The sequence below is a fragment of the Dictyobacter formicarum genome, assembly GCF_016587435.1.
Genome location: NZ_BNJJ01000002.1, coordinates 91,674 through 109,793, shown reverse-complemented (window position 1 = coordinate 109,793; position 18,120 = coordinate 91,674). Strand labels below are relative to the sequence as shown.

The following is an 18,120-nucleotide window of genomic DNA, read 5'->3' as shown; positions in this document are numbered from 1 at the left end:
TTCACTGTAGTATACAGGGAGGCGTTACAGCCAGAAATGAGGCGGGTGTTTTTTCGATGTGTGGCAGAGGATGCATTTTCTCTCGCGGAAATCTCGTGTTGATGCTCCTAGCAAACAGGCTCTCTAAAAGACATGTTCTGTCAGTTTTTTTCCTTCCTGTTCAACTATTGAATCTCGTTGCGCAACCCGTGGGTGTTGGCAAACATGTGTGTCGAATCTCACCTGCGAGAATTGCTTGAGCAAGGTTTTGAGATTGCCGTCGCCAAAGACGCAATGGCTGCTCCCCGACATCCCGAGTGGGGCGACGGCTACACTGCAGCGCTCATTAACTACCATTTTCTGGCACATGCAGTTCTATCAACAGACGAGGTCGTGAATGCCATGAAGTCGTAACAGGATCTTCCCCCAGGATGGAAATGCCCCATCTTCACTGAAAGCACAGTAGCATACAAGACCGTCTGGAACCAGTTCAGTCACGTGTACATCTCGTTGGGCATCCTGTCGCCAGCAAGCAAGTGCTGCGACCAGGATGGCTTCTGAAGCCGCTTTGCGCTACGCAGCCTGCTTGTGGCTCTCAATGTGTTGTTGACGGTGATGCATCGGATCGATCAGGACTCCCCGGTATGTTGACTGCCGTGGGTCGCCGTCGCTGTCTGGATGGTGAGTTGTGAGCAGAAAATCTCTAACGCTCACACTACAACACTGTGGAAGTGTGCTCATGGAGAGGGACGGGCACTCGTTTGATTAATGCTCATCGGCGTCCTGGCGGGCGAGAGAGACGTTTTTTCTTCCTCCTCGTCCAATTTGGACGTTCTGGATGAGATGGTAAATTCACTGAAGGGCTGGCAGTTTTTAAGGATCTTGTTCAATGTAGGTAGATGTTGAGCTTATTCAAGGGCATTGATTGTCTGATTGAGCACAAGCTTCATCAGTTCAGCCGTTTTCTGAAGAGCTTTTCCACCGGAATTGAGCAAGACCCGTTTTTAAACTGAAGGATGGAAATTTGATCTGAATGGTGAGCAGCACAACCATTGGTTGCTTGAGAAACCGCCTTTGGAGTCATTCACAGCGCATCGTTTTTGGAAATTGAGATGCAACTTCCAGCCCAGAGACAGATGAGTCAATCAATCAGTTTGTACGAAAATGCTCAGGTGTACGGTCTGTCCCGCTTGCATTCCTTCTCTCGCCGATCTAGGCTAGGGGTGCCTCCTTTTGGTACTGTGGTACTGAGGTCTGGCTGAACGTTGAAAGGGAACGAGAACACCCCTGCCATTGTCGTTTGACTTAATTCGGTTCGTTTTTCCGGCTCATAAATTTCGCGTCTGCTTGCTATTGGCGGGCTTGTGGGGCCGACGAAGGTCATGTATCGACTCGATGGTTCTGCCGCATAAATTTTCCAGGCAGCATTTGATTATTTTTCTCGAATTGATCTGTGGCTGGTGTAAATGTGATTACTGGATGACGTCGTTTTTTGATAATGATATGACCGCCTCCCACAGACAGCTTTCTCAATGGGAGCGTTCTTAGAAAGGAGTAGGACCATGCACGCCCTTCAGATAGCAATATTCGGCAACCCATCCGAGGTGGTCGAGCTGGTAGAGCTTCCTGACCCGGATGCCCCTGGTGTCGGTGAGGTGCTGGTCGCCATCGAATATGCGCCGATAAACACTTCCGTCCTCTTGACGATCAGTGGCCGGTATGGCGTTCGGCCTCCCTTGCCCATTGGCGTCGGCAATGAAGGGGTTGGGCGCATTCTGTCAGTAGGAGAGAAGGTGGACCATCTCCAGATCGGGGATCGGGTACTGATTCCAACCACCGCTCCCTCCTGGCGCGAGCGGCTTGTATTACTAGCAAAGGATCTCTTCGCTCTGCCACCTGAGGCTGATCCGCAACAGTTATCGATGCTGCGCATCAATCCTCCGACCGCGTCGCTCTTGCTGAGTGAATACGTTGCCCTCTCACCAGGTGATTGGGTGCTGCAAAATGCCGGCAATTCTGGCGTCGGACGCTGGGTGATCACCTTTGCCAGGGAGCGTGGACTGAAGACGGTGAGCGTGATTCGCCGTCAGGAACTCATTGACGACCTCATCGCTGCAGGAGGGGACGTTGTGCTGGTGGATGGAGCCGACGTAGCTAGTCGGGTTGCCGAAGCCACCGGACACGCGACAATTTCATTGGCGCTTGATGGCGTTGCCGGGGCAGCGATGCAGTCACTGTCTAGCTGCCTGTCCCCTGGAGGCACTCTGGTCGTCTATGGCTTCATGAGCGAACAACCCGGTCAGGTCAACCCGGCGGATCTCATCTTCCGCCGTGTGACGATTCGCGGCTTTTGGCTTGCATCTCCAGCGGTTCGCGGTTCGCCCAAAGAGCTGGAGGCCATCAAGACAGGGGCCAGGCTGATTGCCGAAGACAAGCTACACCTACCCATCGCTGCCGTCTATCCGCTCAGTGCAGCAAAGGAAGCCATCACGCGTGCACAAAGTGGAGGGAAGGTACTCTTCGCGTGCTCCTAGGCGATTTTAACTAAGCCTGGAGTGCTGAGGATGGCCCAACGCTCCAGATCGGCGGCTCGTGGCCGCTTTTGGCGCGCCATAGCCTTGCGTGTAAGGCCGGTAGATGGGCTGTTCTGGCTGTATGTAGACCAACTCCAGAGCCTCTGGTACGGCAAGGAGATAGATCCATAGGCAGATCGGACTGAAAAGGAAGGTACACACAAACCAAGTCCACTGCTGCCGCTTCGCTTGCTTGGTCATCGCTCCAATCCAAGCAATGATCTGTAACACGCCTGCGGCTAATATCGACACCTCCCCAATAATGGAAACAACGATCTGCCAGGTTGGTGGGGTACTTGGGATACTTGGTAGGGGACAGTTGGGCGAAGAGCAGTATACTGCATTTACAGCTGTCTCCACTACAATGGTTCCAATGCTTACAAGGAATAATCCCAGGCCGATGAGCGTAAGGATTGCAAGGGTCTTCCTGCGCATAATGGTCATCCCTTCACTGAATGTGTGCGAGTACTTTTCGGTTGTGATTTGTATTATATCCGCTGAAGAGCTTTCTGGGCACAGCGAGAGAGACAAGTTTTCCTGATGCTGCTGCGAATTTACACCTTCTGAACACCGCAGCCTGCTTCTGGAGCGATTTTTCCAAGCGACGAATCACCATCGCTCATGCTTCGCGCCGATTGCTCACCTTGGCCCTAAAGCCTGCTTGCTCTTCATTTTAATTACCACATATTAAGTGCAACTGTAGTGATCCGCCTTTTACCCGCTCTCACGACGTTCTCGATCCGACGGTTGCCTGTCTCGTTTACGCCTCCAACGCCTAGTGACGGTGATGGGAGCGGGTGTGCTGATGGAGCAGGAGCAGACGTGATTGCCAGGGCCCCTGGATCTGCAGATGTGGAAGCGGGAGGTGAAAGAAGCCCATGTGCATGGGAGCGTGGTGATGTCGCCGCTGATGTTACCGAATGGGAGAGAGGCCGGCGAGTGTGCATAGTGAGGTGTCAGCCACAAAGTGGGAAGGATGGGTCTGGGAGGAAGGACTCATGGAGATCGGATGTGAAGGGATGAAGCGCGTACGTTCGTCGTAAGGGCGTGCGCGCGTTTTTTTTGTGTAAATATGGCGATGCGTCGTCACATTTACGGAAGAGCGAGCGTGTGAGGAAGGGCAACATCGTGAGCCTGGTTTCTTCCTCCTGGCGATTCCTGACTCCTCGCGACGTGGTGGTGATGGCATCGCCGATCCGCCTTTTGGTCACCTCACGTACGCCTCGTGACGCCTTGTGGTGAGGAGTGACTCGTCCTGCAGCTATGTGTTTTTCCTGAGTATGATGGACCCATAGAACGGGCTCTTCCGCATAAACCGTGCTCAGTAATTAAGCGACATCCAAAACGCGCTGCCGAAGGAGTTCGAAACTCCCTCGGCCATACATGGAGCGTTTAATATACTTGAGCCGATTCACGTGGCCTTCGACGGGTCCATTGCTGTATGAGAAAACCAAAGCGGCTTTGATCGCCTCGTAATCTTTTTGTAATCCTTGAGCAAACGACTCCACGTCGGGAATATCACACCTCAGAGCGGCCTCTAACCAGAGATCAAATGCCTCGAAGTCCCCTTCACTCATCAGGGTAACAAAATCTTGGGCGAGATCAGAAAGCCTGGCAATGAGAGGGTTCTGACGAATGAAGTCACGTGTGCGTCGTTCTTGCGTATCCATGGTAGATGGGTCTCGAAGCAGAAGCCAGACCAGATGCCGCGGAGCCTCCAATGATATTGGTTCAACAGGTTTACTCGCTTCCTTTGGCTCCATCCGTTGGGAGTGGGTTCCTGCCTCCTCCTCAGTCTCTAGACCCAAGAGATCTTTCTCACGCAGTGAATGTTTGCGCCCTGGTTTTTCTCGCCGGGGAGCGAGCCAACGATTGACCACCTTGTATTCTCCCGTGAAGCCTTGTGCCACCACTTCCTTCCAGAGTTGGTTGGCATTGCGGCATCCCTGCGCCCACCGTTGTTCAAGATAGGGGACATAGGGATCGAGCAAGCTCTTTGTTCGCAGGGCCGTCGCTCGCTCGGGAAAAGCTCCAGCGTAGACAAAATTGCGTACGGTGCTCCGACTCATGCGCAGTTGATCAGCAATGCCCAGGATACTCATTCCTTGTTTGTACAGCATAACGACCTCCTCATAGCGCGCTTGTCGTCTCAACCGAGCCACTTTGGCCGTTGCGATTTCCGTTTGGCTCCGGCGACGTTTGTAACGAGGCATCTGGGGAGACCCTGAAGCTTGTTGTTGCTCAAGCAATGACGCGTGCAGACGCTTGAGTGCACGTTCCACCGCCTCACGGAAATTCTTCAGAATGTGAAAACGGTCAGCTACTTGCTGAGATTGAGGAGCTCCATCACTGGCTCCTCGAGCGTATTCGGTCGAACGATCCCGACTGATGATCAAAACACCGGGGTGAGCTCGGAGCCAGGAAGAAAGTGCATCGGCAGTTCGTTCGGGGAGTAAATCGATCGGACGATGGGTCTGTAAATCGACCAGGATGGTTCCATAGGTCCGACCACGCCGAAAAGCAAAGTCATCGACGCCCAAAACGAGGGGAACCGTGACGGCTGGCTCGTTCAGGTGTTTCGCCCGTCTCAACAGGGTATCCGCGCTCGTCACCATTCCAATCTGATTGAGGAGTCGAGAACCCGCTTGTCCACTCATAACCATGGCAAAGAGTGTCAATGTACCATTGAGCCGAATGGTTCGCCTCGCGCGAGGGGAGACCACTTCAGGCAAGCGTTCCACGAAGGTTTGCCGTTGACACGCCTGATTCTGGCAACGAAAGCGACGAACATGCAAGCTCAGTTGGACTGTCTGACCGCTCATGGGCAAATCGTGGGGAGAACGAGTGTAATAGCTATGCACACGATGTGAGATGTACTGGCATGTTGGGCAAACGGCTGTTGCCGCCAGAGCACGAGCTGTAATGATCAATGAAGCGCCTTCACGAGAGCACTCTTGGATTTCAAATCCTGGTAACGAAAAAGGGAGCATGAGGAAAAGCAGCACCTTATCTTTGATAGTTCATGAACGAGAATTTTTCTCTTCTCATAATTCTACGAACCAGGGTTGCAAAACTAGCACGGTTTATGACACTGTTGGGAAACCTTTCTAGCCTCTCTTGCTTTCACATGTTAGGATAAGAAATCAAAGAAAGCATCCACGTAAAGATTGAAAAGCAGGAGAAAGATAATGACCTTGCATCCGCAACATGAGTTCTCAATTCCTGAAGAAACAGTGCGTGTGGCTCGTGCAGCCTATCCTAAAGGGAATATCTACATGAACATGCGTGACGCGTTGGAACCATCTATCAGGATCAGTCCTTTGCCCATTTGTTCCCACAGAATGGACGGCCTGTCGAATCTCCATGGCGTTTGGCATTCATCACGGTTGTGCAGTTTATGGAGGGACTTCCTGACCGACAGGCGGCTGATGCCGTGCGAGGACGAATCGATCTCAAGTATGCATTGAGCTTAGAACTTTCAGATCCTGGCTTTGATTTTACCATCCTGTCTGACTTTCGCGCCCGCCTGGTGCAAGGAGAAGCAGAACACCTACTCCTAGATGCGATGCTCGCTCTCTTCAAGGAACGGGGTTGGCTCAAGCAACGGCAACAGCAACGCACCGACTCCACCCACATTTTGGCCAAGATCCGTGCCATTAATCGACTTATGTGTGTGGGTGAAGCCATGCGATTTGCCTTGAATAGCCTAGCAGTTGTGGCTGGTGATTGGCTCCTCACCCATGCCGAGGAGGACTGGGTCTACCGCTATGGGCATCGCATTGAGGAGAGGCGCCTGCCAAGTAGCCAGCATGAACGTCAAGAGCTCGCAGAAACGATTGGCAGGGATGGAGCTCTGCTCCTTGGTGTCATTTTCGAACCAACTGCCCCACCACTGTTGCGCGAGATCCCGGCGATTACGATCTTGCGTCAAATCTGGGTCCAGAATTACTGGTACGAAGATGGGCAACTCCGCTGGCGCAGCAATGAGAATATTCCACCCTCGATCCTCTACATCGGTTCTCCTTATGATTGTCAGGCCCACTACAGTAAAAAGCGGAGCACAACCTGGGTCGGATACGTGCGCCGTGTCGGTGCAGATGAAATTCCTGCATTATGCAGGAGAGGTTGAGAGCAAAACACCTCTAGGACAATGACTTACTTAGAGGGGAAACCCAAAGAGGACAACAGCATGTCTATAAAGCGGAGAACGGGAGAAGGCATGTATGTCGCTGCTCCGCAAGTCCTGTGCGCAAGGTTAGACTGGGACTGTCGAATCTGAGTTCCGCACGATACTATCCATATCCATCACATCATGCCTGAAGTGATGACGCTGGAATACGCATCAGTTGTAGCCGGATGCGCAATGCTCTCTCCAGCGAGTGGCAGGCAAGGAGCCTGAGAAGGAACGGAAGGGGACCTACACGCACTTAACGTCTCATCTGCGCAAACGCGGGATCCCCTAAGGACCGCGAGGTCTATGGGGACGGAGTCCTCGTAGTAGTGCGCCTCTGTGCCACGAACGTCTCTCCCGCAGGGAAGCGGGTTCACTAGAGCAAGGTGAATAAGACAACGGCTTACCTTCAACCCGAAAGGGAGGGGGGACAATAGCATGCCGGAACAAAGGCCGGTGAAGTTCTAGTCTCAAGAACCAGAGGTCGGTCAGTCAGGCTGTATATGGTGAAAACTGCATTGTTTGAACTTTAGTCACGGCGGAACCGGGTGACAGCCCACAGGAAACGAGACTACTGCCTGTGTCCAACGTGAGTGGGAACGGTACTACTTCCTGCTCAAGCTCTTGTTGGAGCCAGCCCTCATGGAGAGGGAAATGACGAACGAAGCACCTACGTACAGACCGAGATGTTCGGAGGAACTGAGGGATGGCCTAAAGCCTGTAAAGGCCACGGTCACGGAGGAGTCATAGTAGTGCCTCAAGATGAGGGCGAAGGACTCTAGGGAATCAAATTCAATCGAGGAGGGTTGACTTGGACGAGTCACAGAAGACCCTACAGCGACTTGAATGCCTACGAAAACTGAATACAGACCGGGAATGGCTCAATAGCAATCTGTATCGATTGCTCTACAAGGTTGATCTCTACATTGTAGCCTACGAAAGGATGAAATCAGCCCCAGGAAATATAACCCCTGGATCAGATGGAAAAACCATCGACGGTTTTTCACTTCAAGCGATCCAACAAATCATCCAAGAGATGCGAACGGAGCAATTCCAGTTCAAACCGGTTCGCACCGTCTACATCCCCAAACCCAATGGAAAAATGCGGAAACTGGGTATCCCTTCTACACGGGATAAGGTGGTACAAGAGGTGATTCGTCTGATCCTCGAATGTATCTACGATAGCCCACACGGCCCCTACTTCCACGAAGCCAGCCACGGCTTCCGACCGGGTCGAAGTTGCCATACTGCCCTCCGAGAGATTCGCGGGAAATGGCCTGCGACGAATTGGTTCCTAGAAGGCGATATCTCCGACTGTTTCGGAAGCATCGAGCATGGAGTGCTCGTCGGCCTGCTTCGTAAGAAGATCCGAGACGAACGTTTCCTCAATCTCATCTGGAAACTGCTTCGGGCAGGATACCTGGACCTGCAAGAAGCAAGACATGATAGTCTGGCAGGAACCCCTCAGGGGGGAATTGCCAGCCCAATATTAGCGAACGTATATCTCCATGAATTAGATGAAAAAGTCGAAGGGATACGCGCACGCTTAGAACGAGGGAAAAAGAAACGGAAGAATCCGCTTTACCACAATCTGGTAGAACGCAAAAGACGACTACAAAAGAAAGGAGGAGGACACACCAAAGCCTACCGCGAACTGGTGAGGCAGATGAGGAGTATGCCAGCAGTCGAGGTCAACGACCCCGATTTCATTCGGGTCAAATACCTGAGGTATGCCGATGATTGGTTGGTGGGTATATGTGGTCCACGAACGCTGGCAGAACAAGTAAAGGAAGAACTCAAGTCCTTCTTGCGTGACCATCTCAAGCTCACGCTGAGCGAGGAAAAGACTCGTATCACCCATGCACGAGAAGAACAAGCTCAGTTTTTGGGAACGCAACTCTTCATTGGTAGAGGAGGAATCCAAAGAGTCGTCACGATCAACAATGGTCTGAGCAAACCATTCAAACGACGGTCAACGGGTTCAGAGATCATCATGGAAGCCCCAACCCACAAACTTATCAAAAAATTGGAGAGCAAAGGGTTCTGTACGGCAAAAGGGATACCTACGACGAAAAAGGCGTGGATCGCCCTCGATCCGGATCAAATCGTTCAACTCTACAATGGAATTAACCGGGGCCTTCAAAATTACTACCGGTTCGCTGACAACTTTCAGCACTTCATGAGAATTCAATATATTCTCCAATACTCGCTTGCAAAAACCCTGGCAGCGAAGTACCGATACTCCGTGAGACGCATCTACAAGAGATTTGGCAAAACGATCACGATCCCTGTGAAAATCAAGGACAAACCAGACCGCAAGGTATCGTTTTATGTCAACCATGATTGGAAAAAACAACGAAACGGGTTCCAGGTCGGGAATGCCAAAATTGACCTCTTGCTGTGGACAATCACGATGCGAACGCGTTCAAAATTAGGGAAAGCGTGCTGTGTATGCAACGATCCCTTACAGGTGGAAATGCACCATGTCCGCCATATTCGCAAGACGGGAGCAAAACCACCAACAGGATTTAATGCCATTTTGCAAGCACTCAACCGAAAGCAACTCCCAGTTTGTAGATCATGTCACCAGAAGATTCATCGCGGCGAATATGACGGGATGCGTCTTACTGACTTGGCGTACAACCCATACGCCTCAGAAAAACGTAGGTGATTTCGTGAGAGCGTAGTGCATCGAAAGGGTGCATGCTGCGTTCGGAGGGGAGGGGTTGGTGTTCCTGAGTCATCAGGACCCGGCCTCTTACCCTACCTCAAAAGCTCATCGTAATGGATGAGACAGGGGGAAGGGCAACAGAGAGTTCATTCTAGTTACAGGAGGTTGACCTGGATGGGTCAAACGATCTCAGAGCGACTGGAATACCTGCGTCAAGCGAACAGGAACAGACAATGGATCAATGATGACCTCTATCGGCTCCTGTACAAGGAGGACCTGTACATTCTCGCCTACGAGCGCATCAAATCAAGACCTGGAAACATGACCCCAGGAACCGATAGGGAAACACTCGACGGCTTCTCGATGGAAACCATTCAAACCTTCATAGAAGAGATGCGAACCGAGCAGTTCCGATTTAAGCCGGTACGGACCACCTTCATACCGAAGGCCAACGGCAAGATGAGAAAACTTGGCATTCCTTGTGTGAGGGATAAAGTGGTCCAAGAGGCCATGCGCCTCATTCTAGAAGCTATCTATGATAGCCCTTACGGTTCCTACTTTCGGGAAACCAGTCATGGGTTCAGGCCAAACCGCAGTTGTCACACAGCATTACGCGAATTTCGAGGGAAATGGTCAGCGGTCAACTGGCTCATCGAAGGAGACATAAAAAGCTGTTTTGATGAGCTGAGCCACGGCGTCTTAGTCAACACACTTCGCAAGAAAATCCACGATGAACGGTTTCTCAATCTGGTCTGGAAGCTACTTAACGCCGGATACATGGACTTGCACGGGAAGAAAAAGGAGAGTCTCATCGGCTCTCCTCAGGGCGGCATTCTCAGCCCAATTTTAGCCAACGCATACCTTCACGAACTCGATGAGTTCGCAGAAGGACTCCAAGTACAGCACGAAAAGGGCCAAAGAAAGATTTGGAACCCCGTCTATCGGCGGCTCTCTCGACAAAAGAACCGTATGGTCAAACGCGGAATGACCAAGACGAAGGAATTTCAACGTATCAGCCAACTGATGCGAACGCTGCCAACCCGACAAGTAGATGACCCTGGTTTCATCAGGATCAAATACCTGAGATATGCAGATGATTGGATCGTTGGAATTTGGGGAAGCCATGCACTTGCTGAACACGTGAAACAGGAGATCAAAACCTTCCTGAAGAACCACCTTCAACTTACCCTCAGTGAGGAAAAAACGCACATTACCCACGCCCGAACCGAAGAAGCCATCTTCTTAGGAACAAGGTTGAGCCTAAGAACAGGGGTAGAAGCTAAACTGACCCTGACCACTAACAGATGGGGCAAGAAGTTTAAACGTCGCTCTACCGGATGGGAGACCGTCATGAAGGCTCCCCTGCCCAAGCTGCTCAAGCGATTAAGTGACCGAGGCTTCTGCACCAAAGAAGGCAAACCCATTGCTAAATCAGGTTGGGCCTTTCTTGATACGGATCAGATCATCCTTCTGTACAGCAGCGTGAATCGCGGCATTCAGAACTACTATCGATTCGTGGATAACTGGGCCAAACTGCAACGAATCCAATATATTCTGCAATATTCACTGGCCATGACCCTGGGGCGAAAGTTCAAAATCTCGACGCCCAAAGTCTTTAAACGCTTCGGGAAAGCCCTCACCTATGTCATTAAAGACAAAGAGGGAAAAGAGAAAACGACGGTCTCCTTTTATCTTAATCACGATTGGGCCAAGAACAGGGATGCTTTTCAAAGAAAGCATGCTGATATTGACCTTATCCAATCAGAGATGCACATGAGATCACGCTCACGTATCGCCAAGCCGTGCTGTATCTGTGAGGACACGCTGGATAAAGTGCAGATTGAAATGCACCATATCCGGCATATTCGGAAGCTCTCCGACAAGCGGCAAGCCTCAGGCTTCAACCGCGTCCTGCGGATGCTCAACCGAAAACAGATCCCAGTCTGTAAGACATGCCATGAAAAAATCCACCGAGGAGAATACGATAGCTTGAAGCTATCGGATCTGGCATATCTGCCAACCTGAGAAGCGAGCGAGGGAACTCTTGGAGAGCCGGATGCGTCGAAACGGCGCACGTCCGGTTCGGCGGGGAGGGGTTGGTGCTCTTGGGCAACCAAGACCTGGCCTCTTACCCGACAAGGCAAGTAGGTTGTTCAAGTGAGCAATAGACCAACGTATGCGAAATGCAAAAAGCGGAAGCCTAAAGCAAACGACCAGGTATCTGGGAACAACTGGAGAGCCGGATACTTGGAAACTTGTACGTCCGGTTCGGAAGGAGGGTCACAGAAACCTCCCTCATCGGGAAAAGGCGCTGTGATCCCACCTTACCCGCCTGAAATCATCAGCCACGCTGTATGGTTGTATTTCCGTTTCTCGCTCAGTTTTCGTGATGTGGAAGAGCTTCTGGCGCAGCGCGGGATCGTCGTGACCTATGAAACAGTTCGGCAATGGTGTTTGAAGTTTGGACAGACCTACGCCAATGAGCTGCGTCGTTGTCGTCCTCGTTGTGGCGACACATGGCATCTGGATGAAGTCTTCCTCACAATCCGTGGAGAGAGACATTACCTGTGGCGAGCCGTGGACCACGACGGCAATGTGCTCGACATCCTTGTGCAAAGCCGACACAACAAGAAGGCCGCGAAACGATTTTTCGCGCCGCGCTTCTCAAAGGGTTACAATACGTTCCACGCGTGAACATCACCGATAAGCTGAAGAGTTATGGCGCGGCGAAACGCGAAATCTTGCCTGGCGTGGAGCATCGTCAGCACAAAGGGTTGAACAATCGTGCTGAAAATTCGCACCAACCTACGCGACTGCGTGAAAAGAAGATGCGGCGATTCAAGTCTGCCAAACAGGCACAACGCTTTCTCTCCGCCTTCGGTCTCATTGCTGGGCATTTTCAGCCACGACGTCACCGTTTGCAGGCCGAGGAATACCGTGCCATTTTACAATGCAGATTTCAAACTTGGAGTGAGGTGACTGGAGTCAAACCGGTCGCATAGCCACACCGATCCCCTCATTCTTCCTGGCTTTCAATACCTTTCCTCTTTCTAAATCATCAATATATTGAATTCCCGCGAACAAGTTGACAGTACCCACACCAGTTGGCCGGTGCGCGGATCCAGCTCCCACGCGCCTACGTGAGTCGCTTCCAGCGCAAGTTGGATCTGCGCTTCATCCATCTGTTCATGCTGTCTTTGTTGTGAGAGGTTCCTCATCCCTTTTTCACCGCCTCTTTCTGTGCTTTCCCACTCTGCTCGGCACCTTCGCGCGACACGGGGAGCGCGTTTGCCGTCGCTCTCTGGTGCTCGGCGTTCCCACCTGCTGACCCGTTCCTTTCCCCCTCTGGAGAGGAGAACCCGAGCATTTGCAGGAATTGGCTCGCCGTGAACGAGGAAGCACGCAGGTCCGTGTTTCCTCGCTCCACCTGCTCATCCAGGTCCTTGCGCGCGAAGGAAGCGAACACATGCACGCACTCAGGCGGAAGTACGAAGTAGAGCCGAAGCACCTGCCCTCCTGCCGCAAGCGAACCGAGCACCGTTGATTTCCACTGCCAGGTGGGTGGCTTCGCCACCTGGACGGCCACACGATCATACATCATTTTTTTCTCCGTTTCTCTTCGTCTTGCTCCTGAGCGCAGGCACGGCTTGCCGCGCAGGAGCGGTTCAGCCGCGGATGACGGCTTTGGTGCGCATGAGAAATTCGCCAAGGTAGCCATCGTGCGGGATGCCTGGCTGTATCCAGTAGGTCGGATGGTTGCCGATGTAGAGATTCTTAATCGTCGGCTCCGCGAGCAGCTCATCCAGCAGGTGCTCGTCTTTTGTCACTGTTGTGAGCACCAGGCTTTGCTTCAACGGAGCGATCCCGGCCCTCCGCGTCCAGGGCGCGACCCACACGCACGGAAAGGCCAGCTCAATGTTCGCCTGGGAAGCGTCGGGGCGGTCCAGCTGGTGGACGGCGGGCCGCAGCACTGCGCTGCCATCTCCCAGTTCATCGACGACCCCTTCGCCACCCAGGTGCGCCCTGGTTCCTGCCGCTTTGGCCAGCAGGTAGCGCTCGATCTTCTTTGCGGCCTCCAGGGAATAGACCGTGAGAACGGCTCGCTCATCCTCCGGTGGCAGGCTCGGAATGGCTGCGAGCCGTTCGGCAATGGCTTCAGCCACTGGCGTGGGGTCGCCCTCTACAAGCACTGCTGTGGTGTTCACGCAGGCTCTTCCGCCCTCATGGCTGATCGAATCGACGATCATGTCGAGGTATTCACGCCAATCGGCGTCCGCGGTGAGCAGGATCTTGGATTGTCCGGGTCCCTGCGGCAACACGGTTGGGCTTGCGGTGTATGTGTCAACCACCTCCTGCCCTCCATAAACCATAGAGAGATCGGCCTGGTGCAGGATCTCGGAGGCTTCATCGTAATCGGTCGGCAGCAGGACGACCTGGTCGTCGCCAAACCCACAGGCACGCAGCGCAGCGATCAGCCGATACGGTGTGAGCGGTTCACGCCGCGAGGGCCGCACGGCCACCCGGTAGCCCAGGGCCAGCGCCTCCAGCCAGATGCCGTGTACGCCAGGGTGGTTGCCTGGCGCATGTACGGCGAAGACATGCCCACGCCGAACCCAGACCGCTGTCCCTTCACGAGCGTTGGGCTCTCGCCAGTCATTCACCGCACCGATGGGACGGGCCTGCTGCGCGCTGTCATACATGTCAGCAGCGTGACGGGAAATCCCCTCAACCGCTTCGCGCACGATGGAGATCGGCGTGCCAGACATCCGGCTTACGATATACTGATACTCAAGGGCAGACATCCCGTTGACCGTTCCACGAGCGAAGAGCTCGCCGGCTCGTGCCAGCGCGTCCAGGCGCACCTTTAGCGGCAGGGGCTCTGCCTTGCGCAGCGCGGTCATGGCTCGCGTGACGAATAACTTCGGCACCAGGCTCAGTTCGGCCAGCGGGTGGCCCGCCACATCCGAGAGGGCCAATCGGTTGCGCGCCCGGTAGGTCCCAGTAGGCCCCAGGGCATCCACCGCGATCAGTTCATGAATCACACGCATTAGTACACCCCCTCAATGACGGCTTCATTGTCAAACTGTGCAACAGGAGTCACATCGGCGACCGAGTCTCCCAGTTGTCCCTCTGGCGATTCGATCCGCGTCGCCAGGTCACGCTCCAGATTGTTGGGCAGCAGCATATTTTTGCTGAGATGGTGCATCACCACCTGGCCCCGCTCGCCATAGCCGACCTTGCGGCCAGTGCCGGGGTCGATCACACTGAAGAGAATAAACGGCGAGGGTGGATCGAAGATGCAGGGATCGTCATCAGTCAGACCCAGACGCTCAGCGGTGCCTCCCAGGATCATGGTGCTTCCATACACTCCCACCAGCTTCACGCCAGGGAAGACCTCCGTCCGGTAGAGGTGGCGCGTATCGGCGTCCATGTGCGCGCCGCCCCAGATGATCCCTTTCACCTTCTGGTTGATGAGCTCAACCAGGTCATCGTGGCGAGCGATCCGTTCCAGCATCGGCGGGGTAGTTGCAAGGATCCCGATGTTCTGGGTGCGCAACAGATGGGCAGCCTGTTCGACGAGATGTTCGGCGTAAGCCTCGGCCTCCTCGATCTTGCCAGCAGCGATCAGCTTCTTAACCCAGCGTGGGTCCATATCGATCGGAAAGGCCAGGCCTCCACGTTGCTCGGCCAGCTGCTTATTGGTCATTCCTGCCATATGGGGCCCGCTTGGGAAGAGGACAAGCCAGTTGACGTTGTTCGGCCAGCCGTGCGCGTCAAGCTGGGCGCTCAGGCACGCCTGGGCGCGGTCGGACCAGCCATGCAGCAGGATGACGCGCTTGGGAGCGCCAGTGGTGCCTCCGCTTTCATAGATGCCGATAATGTCGGGATGGAGCCCATAGCCGCGGGGGATCAGGTCCTCCACCCGCACGTCGCGCAGTTCGTTGACGAGATTGGGGAACAACGCCAGGTCCTCCACACGCTTGATATCCTTGCGTGGATCAAAGTTCAGCGACTTCGCCCGTTCTAGCCAGAAGGCTGAACCGGTTTGGGGATTGAAGTGCCACTCCATAACGGCATGAATGAATTCCCCTGGATCACAGCTTTCTCCCAACGGAAGATCCAGGAGCGTTTGTGATGCAAGCATGTGAAATCATCTCCTTTCCTGGCCGAGCGGACTCGACCAGCTGAGCAGAGTATACAGATCAACAGAGATAGGAAAGAGGCATGGGAGCTTCTCAAATTGTTGTGCTTTAATAGTGTATTGACTACAGTATTTATATTACAAGTGTCTGCTGATAAAGTCCAATACAGAATCATCAATAGTCTCATAGAAAGGAACCTATCAATACACGCCAGCAGATGAGGAGGTATGATCCGATGGATCTCTTGCAACTGAAGTATTTTCAAACGGTAGCCCGGCTGGAGCATATGACCCAGGCAGCCAGAGCGCTCTCGATTGCGCAGCCCTCGCTCAGCCAGACCATTGCGCACTTGGAGGATGAACTGGGGGTGCCGCTCTTTGAGCGACAGGGAAGGCACATCCATCTCAACGCCTTCGGCAGAGCGCTCCTGCGACACGTGGAACGTCTGTTTGGCGAACTGGACGAGGCCAGGCAGGAGCTTGCTGACCTGACGGGCGCAGAACAGGGCCAGATTGCACTTTCCGTGATCGCGCCCCAGATCTTGCCGGAGCTGCTGGGACCCTTCCAGGAACGCCATCCTCACATCAGCTTCCGCCTCTTCCATCAGCACACACTCCAGGCGGTGCAGCAGCAAGTGGAACGCGGAGAAGTGGACCTATGCATTACCTCCCCTCCGCTTGAGCAGGAGGGCATCGACTGGCCGGAGGAGATAAGCTGGGTTCCCTTGCTGAGCGATGAGATCTATCTGTTGTTCCCGCTCGGCCATCCTCTGGCCGGGCGGGAAAGCATTCACTTGTCCGAAGTAGCCCACGAGCCCTTTATCAGTTTGAAGCCTGGGGATCTCTGGCGGGAGCTGACCGACCGCTTCTGTCGCCAGGCAGGCTTTACGCCCAGGGTGGTGTTTGAGGGAGACGAGCTCGAGATGATTCGTGGCCTGGTCATGGCTGGCCTGGGGGTGACGTTTATCTCTCACCTCATGGTGCGCAGTGCCCCGTATCTGGCGACCCAGCCAGTGAGAATCCTTCCCATCGCAGAGCCGCGCTGTTGGCGTCAACTCGGGCTGGTCTGGCGTACCACGCATTACCTCTCGCAGGCGGCCCAGCAGTTTCGAGCGTTCGTCATCCAATATTTCCAACAGCTTGAACAAGAGAGACCGTGAATGCTGGGATAGTGCAGGCGACAGAGGGCGAGGCCTTCGGCTGGAGGAACAAGATGGTACCGATACAAGGGACTGCGCAGTCGGCTCTTGGTCTGTGCCTGAGGGCTGCTCAGGCGAGTATGACGGACAATGAGCGCGAAGCTCCTCTCGTGCCTCTTGTGGAGGAATCCATCCTGCAGCACTGAGACGGCGGCCCAAAGACAAGCCACGTGCAGGATCTCGGAAGCTTGTGAGCGTATTCTGCCCATACCAGGGTGGGAGCAGTGCGCACCTGTGGGCATCAGCAAACGTTGTGAGCAGTCTATGTGACCAACCTCTGATAATGTATGCCTTGCGGTCCAAGACAGGAACCAGACGCATCTGGGGCGGCGTGTCGAATGGAGGTTTCGGCCACGCGTCGAATCGGCGCGAAATCTCGAAAGCAAAAGCCGCTGATCAATAAAGAGCGCGTTTGTTTGTTAGTAACAGAGATATAATCCTCACTAGTGCCAGGGTAAAACTCCCCACCTGGGGATCATGGGACATCCTCAAAGCAATGTGGCTTCAGTGGTCACGATGCTTGAAGGAGGAAACCCATGTTAGCACTAGAGGAACGATTCATGATCAGAGAGATGTATCGCAAGGGGGTCTCGATCAGCGAGATTGCCCGTCGGACGGGACGAGATCGCAAAACCGTTCGGCAAGCTGTCAATGCGCCTGAGCTCTCACCGCCAAAGCATTCACGTCAAGTGAAGGCGTGCAAAATCGATCCGTACATACCCTACTTGGAGCAGCGGATGACAGAAGGGGTGCTCAACGCCCGCAAGCTCTATGGGGAAATCCTGGCACAGGGCTATCCTGGGAAAGAAAGTAAGGTGCGTGAATTTGTGCATGATCGACGCCCCGAAAAGGAGCCTGCTGGCTCGATGGGAGTAGCCGCGATCATGCAAGGGATGAGTGTCGTCTTTTTCACGGTGGCCGACTTGATGGATCTGGTGCAACAAGATAGCAAAGAGGATCGGCTGGAGCGGCGATTGCACGCATTATGCACACCGAAACTCCTGATCCTAGATGAGATGGGCTATGTCCCCTTAGATCAGCGTTCAGCTCAGTTTCTCTTTCGTCTGATTAGTCGCCGGTATCAAAAGGGCAGTATTATTCTCACCAGTAATAAATCCTATGGCGAATGGGGCGATGTGGTGTCGGATTACGTCCTCGCCACTGCCATGCTGGACCGCCTCTTGCATTACTCGACCACGATTAACATTCGAGGAGAGAGCTACCGCCTTCGCGAGAAACGTAAGGCGGGCGTGTTCCATGACCTCCCTGCAAAGCCTACGAAAGATAGCCCTTCCACTCCCCGAAAAACACAGGGGGAAGGGCAAAGCGGAACCAGCAGCAGATATGAAAACTTGTAGATGAGGAAGGAGGAATGACATTTCGGA

General features: G+C 53.7%; 12 protein-coding genes and 2 pseudogenes. 9 read left to right on the top strand and 5 right to left on the bottom strand.

Features of this window, described 5'->3' with window-relative positions; all coding sequences use genetic code 11:
• Positions 1 to 192: 192 nt before the first annotated feature.
• A pseudogene (locus JMI88_RS02935) lies at positions 193 to 393 on the top strand (cysteine hydrolase); the annotation flags it as partial.
• 1,148 nt (positions 394 to 1,541) lie between these two features.
• Positions 1,542 to 2,513 (top strand): zinc-dependent alcohol dehydrogenase family protein, encoded by a 972-nt coding sequence (locus JMI88_RS02930; RefSeq protein WP_201360250.1) that lies wholly within the window; start codon positions 1,542 to 1,544, stop codon positions 2,511 to 2,513.
• Between the two features lie 6 nt (positions 2,514 to 2,519).
• Here the strand turns inward: JMI88_RS02930 and JMI88_RS02925 are convergent, their stop codons facing one another.
• Both JMI88_RS02925 and JMI88_RS02920 read right to left on the bottom strand, forming a co-directional pair.
• Positions 2,520 to 2,987, bottom strand: coding sequence for a hypothetical protein (locus tag JMI88_RS02925; RefSeq protein ID WP_201360249.1), 468 nt, complete (start codon positions 2,985 to 2,987; stop codon positions 2,520 to 2,522).
• 893 nt (positions 2,988 to 3,880) lie between these two features.
• On the bottom strand, positions 3,881 to 5,542 hold the full coding sequence (locus tag JMI88_RS02920) for an ISL3 family transposase (protein WP_236022793.1): 1,662 nt from the start codon (positions 5,540 to 5,542) through the stop codon (positions 3,881 to 3,883).
• Positions 5,543 to 5,853: 311 nt separating this feature from the next.
• On the opposite strand from JMI88_RS02920, the gene JMI88_RS02915 reads away from it, so the two are divergent.
• From JMI88_RS02915 to JMI88_RS02900, 4 genes and pseudogenes are all read left to right on the top strand, one after another.
• Positions 5,854 to 6,681 carry a transposase gene (locus JMI88_RS02915; protein ID WP_505712009.1) on the top strand — a complete coding sequence of 276 codons (828 nt, stop codon included), beginning with the start codon at positions 5,854 to 5,856 and terminating at the stop codon, positions 6,679 to 6,681.
• 853 nt (positions 6,682 to 7,534) lie between these two features.
• Entirely contained in the window at positions 7,535 to 9,394 is a 1,860-nt protein-coding gene (locus JMI88_RS02910) for a reverse transcriptase/maturase family protein (protein ID WP_201360246.1), read from the top strand.
• Positions 9,395 to 9,568: 174 nt separating this feature from the next.
• On the top strand, positions 9,569 to 11,419 hold the full coding sequence (locus JMI88_RS02905) for a reverse transcriptase/maturase family protein (RefSeq protein WP_201360245.1): 1,851 nt from the start codon (positions 9,569 to 9,571) through the stop codon (positions 11,417 to 11,419).
• A 288-nt stretch (positions 11,420 to 11,707) separates the two neighbouring features.
• Positions 11,708 to 12,396, top strand: a pseudogene (locus tag JMI88_RS02900) (IS6 family transposase).
• Between the two features lie 212 nt (positions 12,397 to 12,608).
• Here JMI88_RS02900 and JMI88_RS02895 read toward each other — a convergent pair.
• The 3 genes from JMI88_RS02895 to JMI88_RS02885 form a co-directional block, all read right to left on the bottom strand.
• Positions 12,609 to 12,995 carry a hypothetical protein gene (locus tag JMI88_RS02895; RefSeq protein ID WP_201360244.1) on the bottom strand — a complete coding sequence of 129 codons (387 nt, stop codon included), beginning with the start codon at positions 12,993 to 12,995 and terminating at the stop codon, positions 12,609 to 12,611.
• A 64-nt stretch (positions 12,996 to 13,059) separates the two neighbouring features.
• Complete coding sequence (locus tag JMI88_RS02890; protein ID WP_201360243.1) at positions 13,060 to 14,442, bottom strand: aldehyde dehydrogenase family protein; 1,383 nt, start codon at positions 14,440 to 14,442, stop codon at positions 13,060 to 13,062.
• The gene (locus JMI88_RS02885; RefSeq protein WP_201360242.1) at positions 14,442 to 15,539 is read right to left on the bottom strand and encodes an AMP-binding protein; all 1,098 of its coding nucleotides are present in this window, start codon (positions 15,537 to 15,539) and stop codon (positions 14,442 to 14,444) included. The genes JMI88_RS02890 and JMI88_RS02885 overlap by 1 nt, the downstream gene beginning before the upstream one ends.
• A gap of 233 nt (positions 15,540 to 15,772) precedes the next feature.
• On the opposite strand from JMI88_RS02885, the gene JMI88_RS02880 reads away from it, so the two are divergent.
• From JMI88_RS02880 to JMI88_RS02875, 3 genes are all read left to right on the top strand, one after another.
• On the top strand, positions 15,773 to 16,696 hold the full coding sequence (locus JMI88_RS02880; protein WP_201360241.1) for a LysR family transcriptional regulator: 924 nt from the start codon (positions 15,773 to 15,775) through the stop codon (positions 16,694 to 16,696).
• Between the two features lie 53 nt (positions 16,697 to 16,749).
• Positions 16,750 to 16,881: a hypothetical protein gene (locus JMI88_RS40010; RefSeq protein ID WP_268905960.1), complete on the top strand. Its 132-nt coding sequence runs from the start codon at positions 16,750 to 16,752 to the stop codon at positions 16,879 to 16,881.
• A gap of 390 nt (positions 16,882 to 17,271) precedes the next feature.
• Entirely contained in the window at positions 17,272 to 18,093 is an 822-nt protein-coding gene (locus JMI88_RS02875) for an ATP-binding protein (RefSeq protein ID WP_201360240.1), read from the top strand.
• The last annotated feature ends 27 nt before the right edge of the window (positions 18,094 to 18,120 follow it).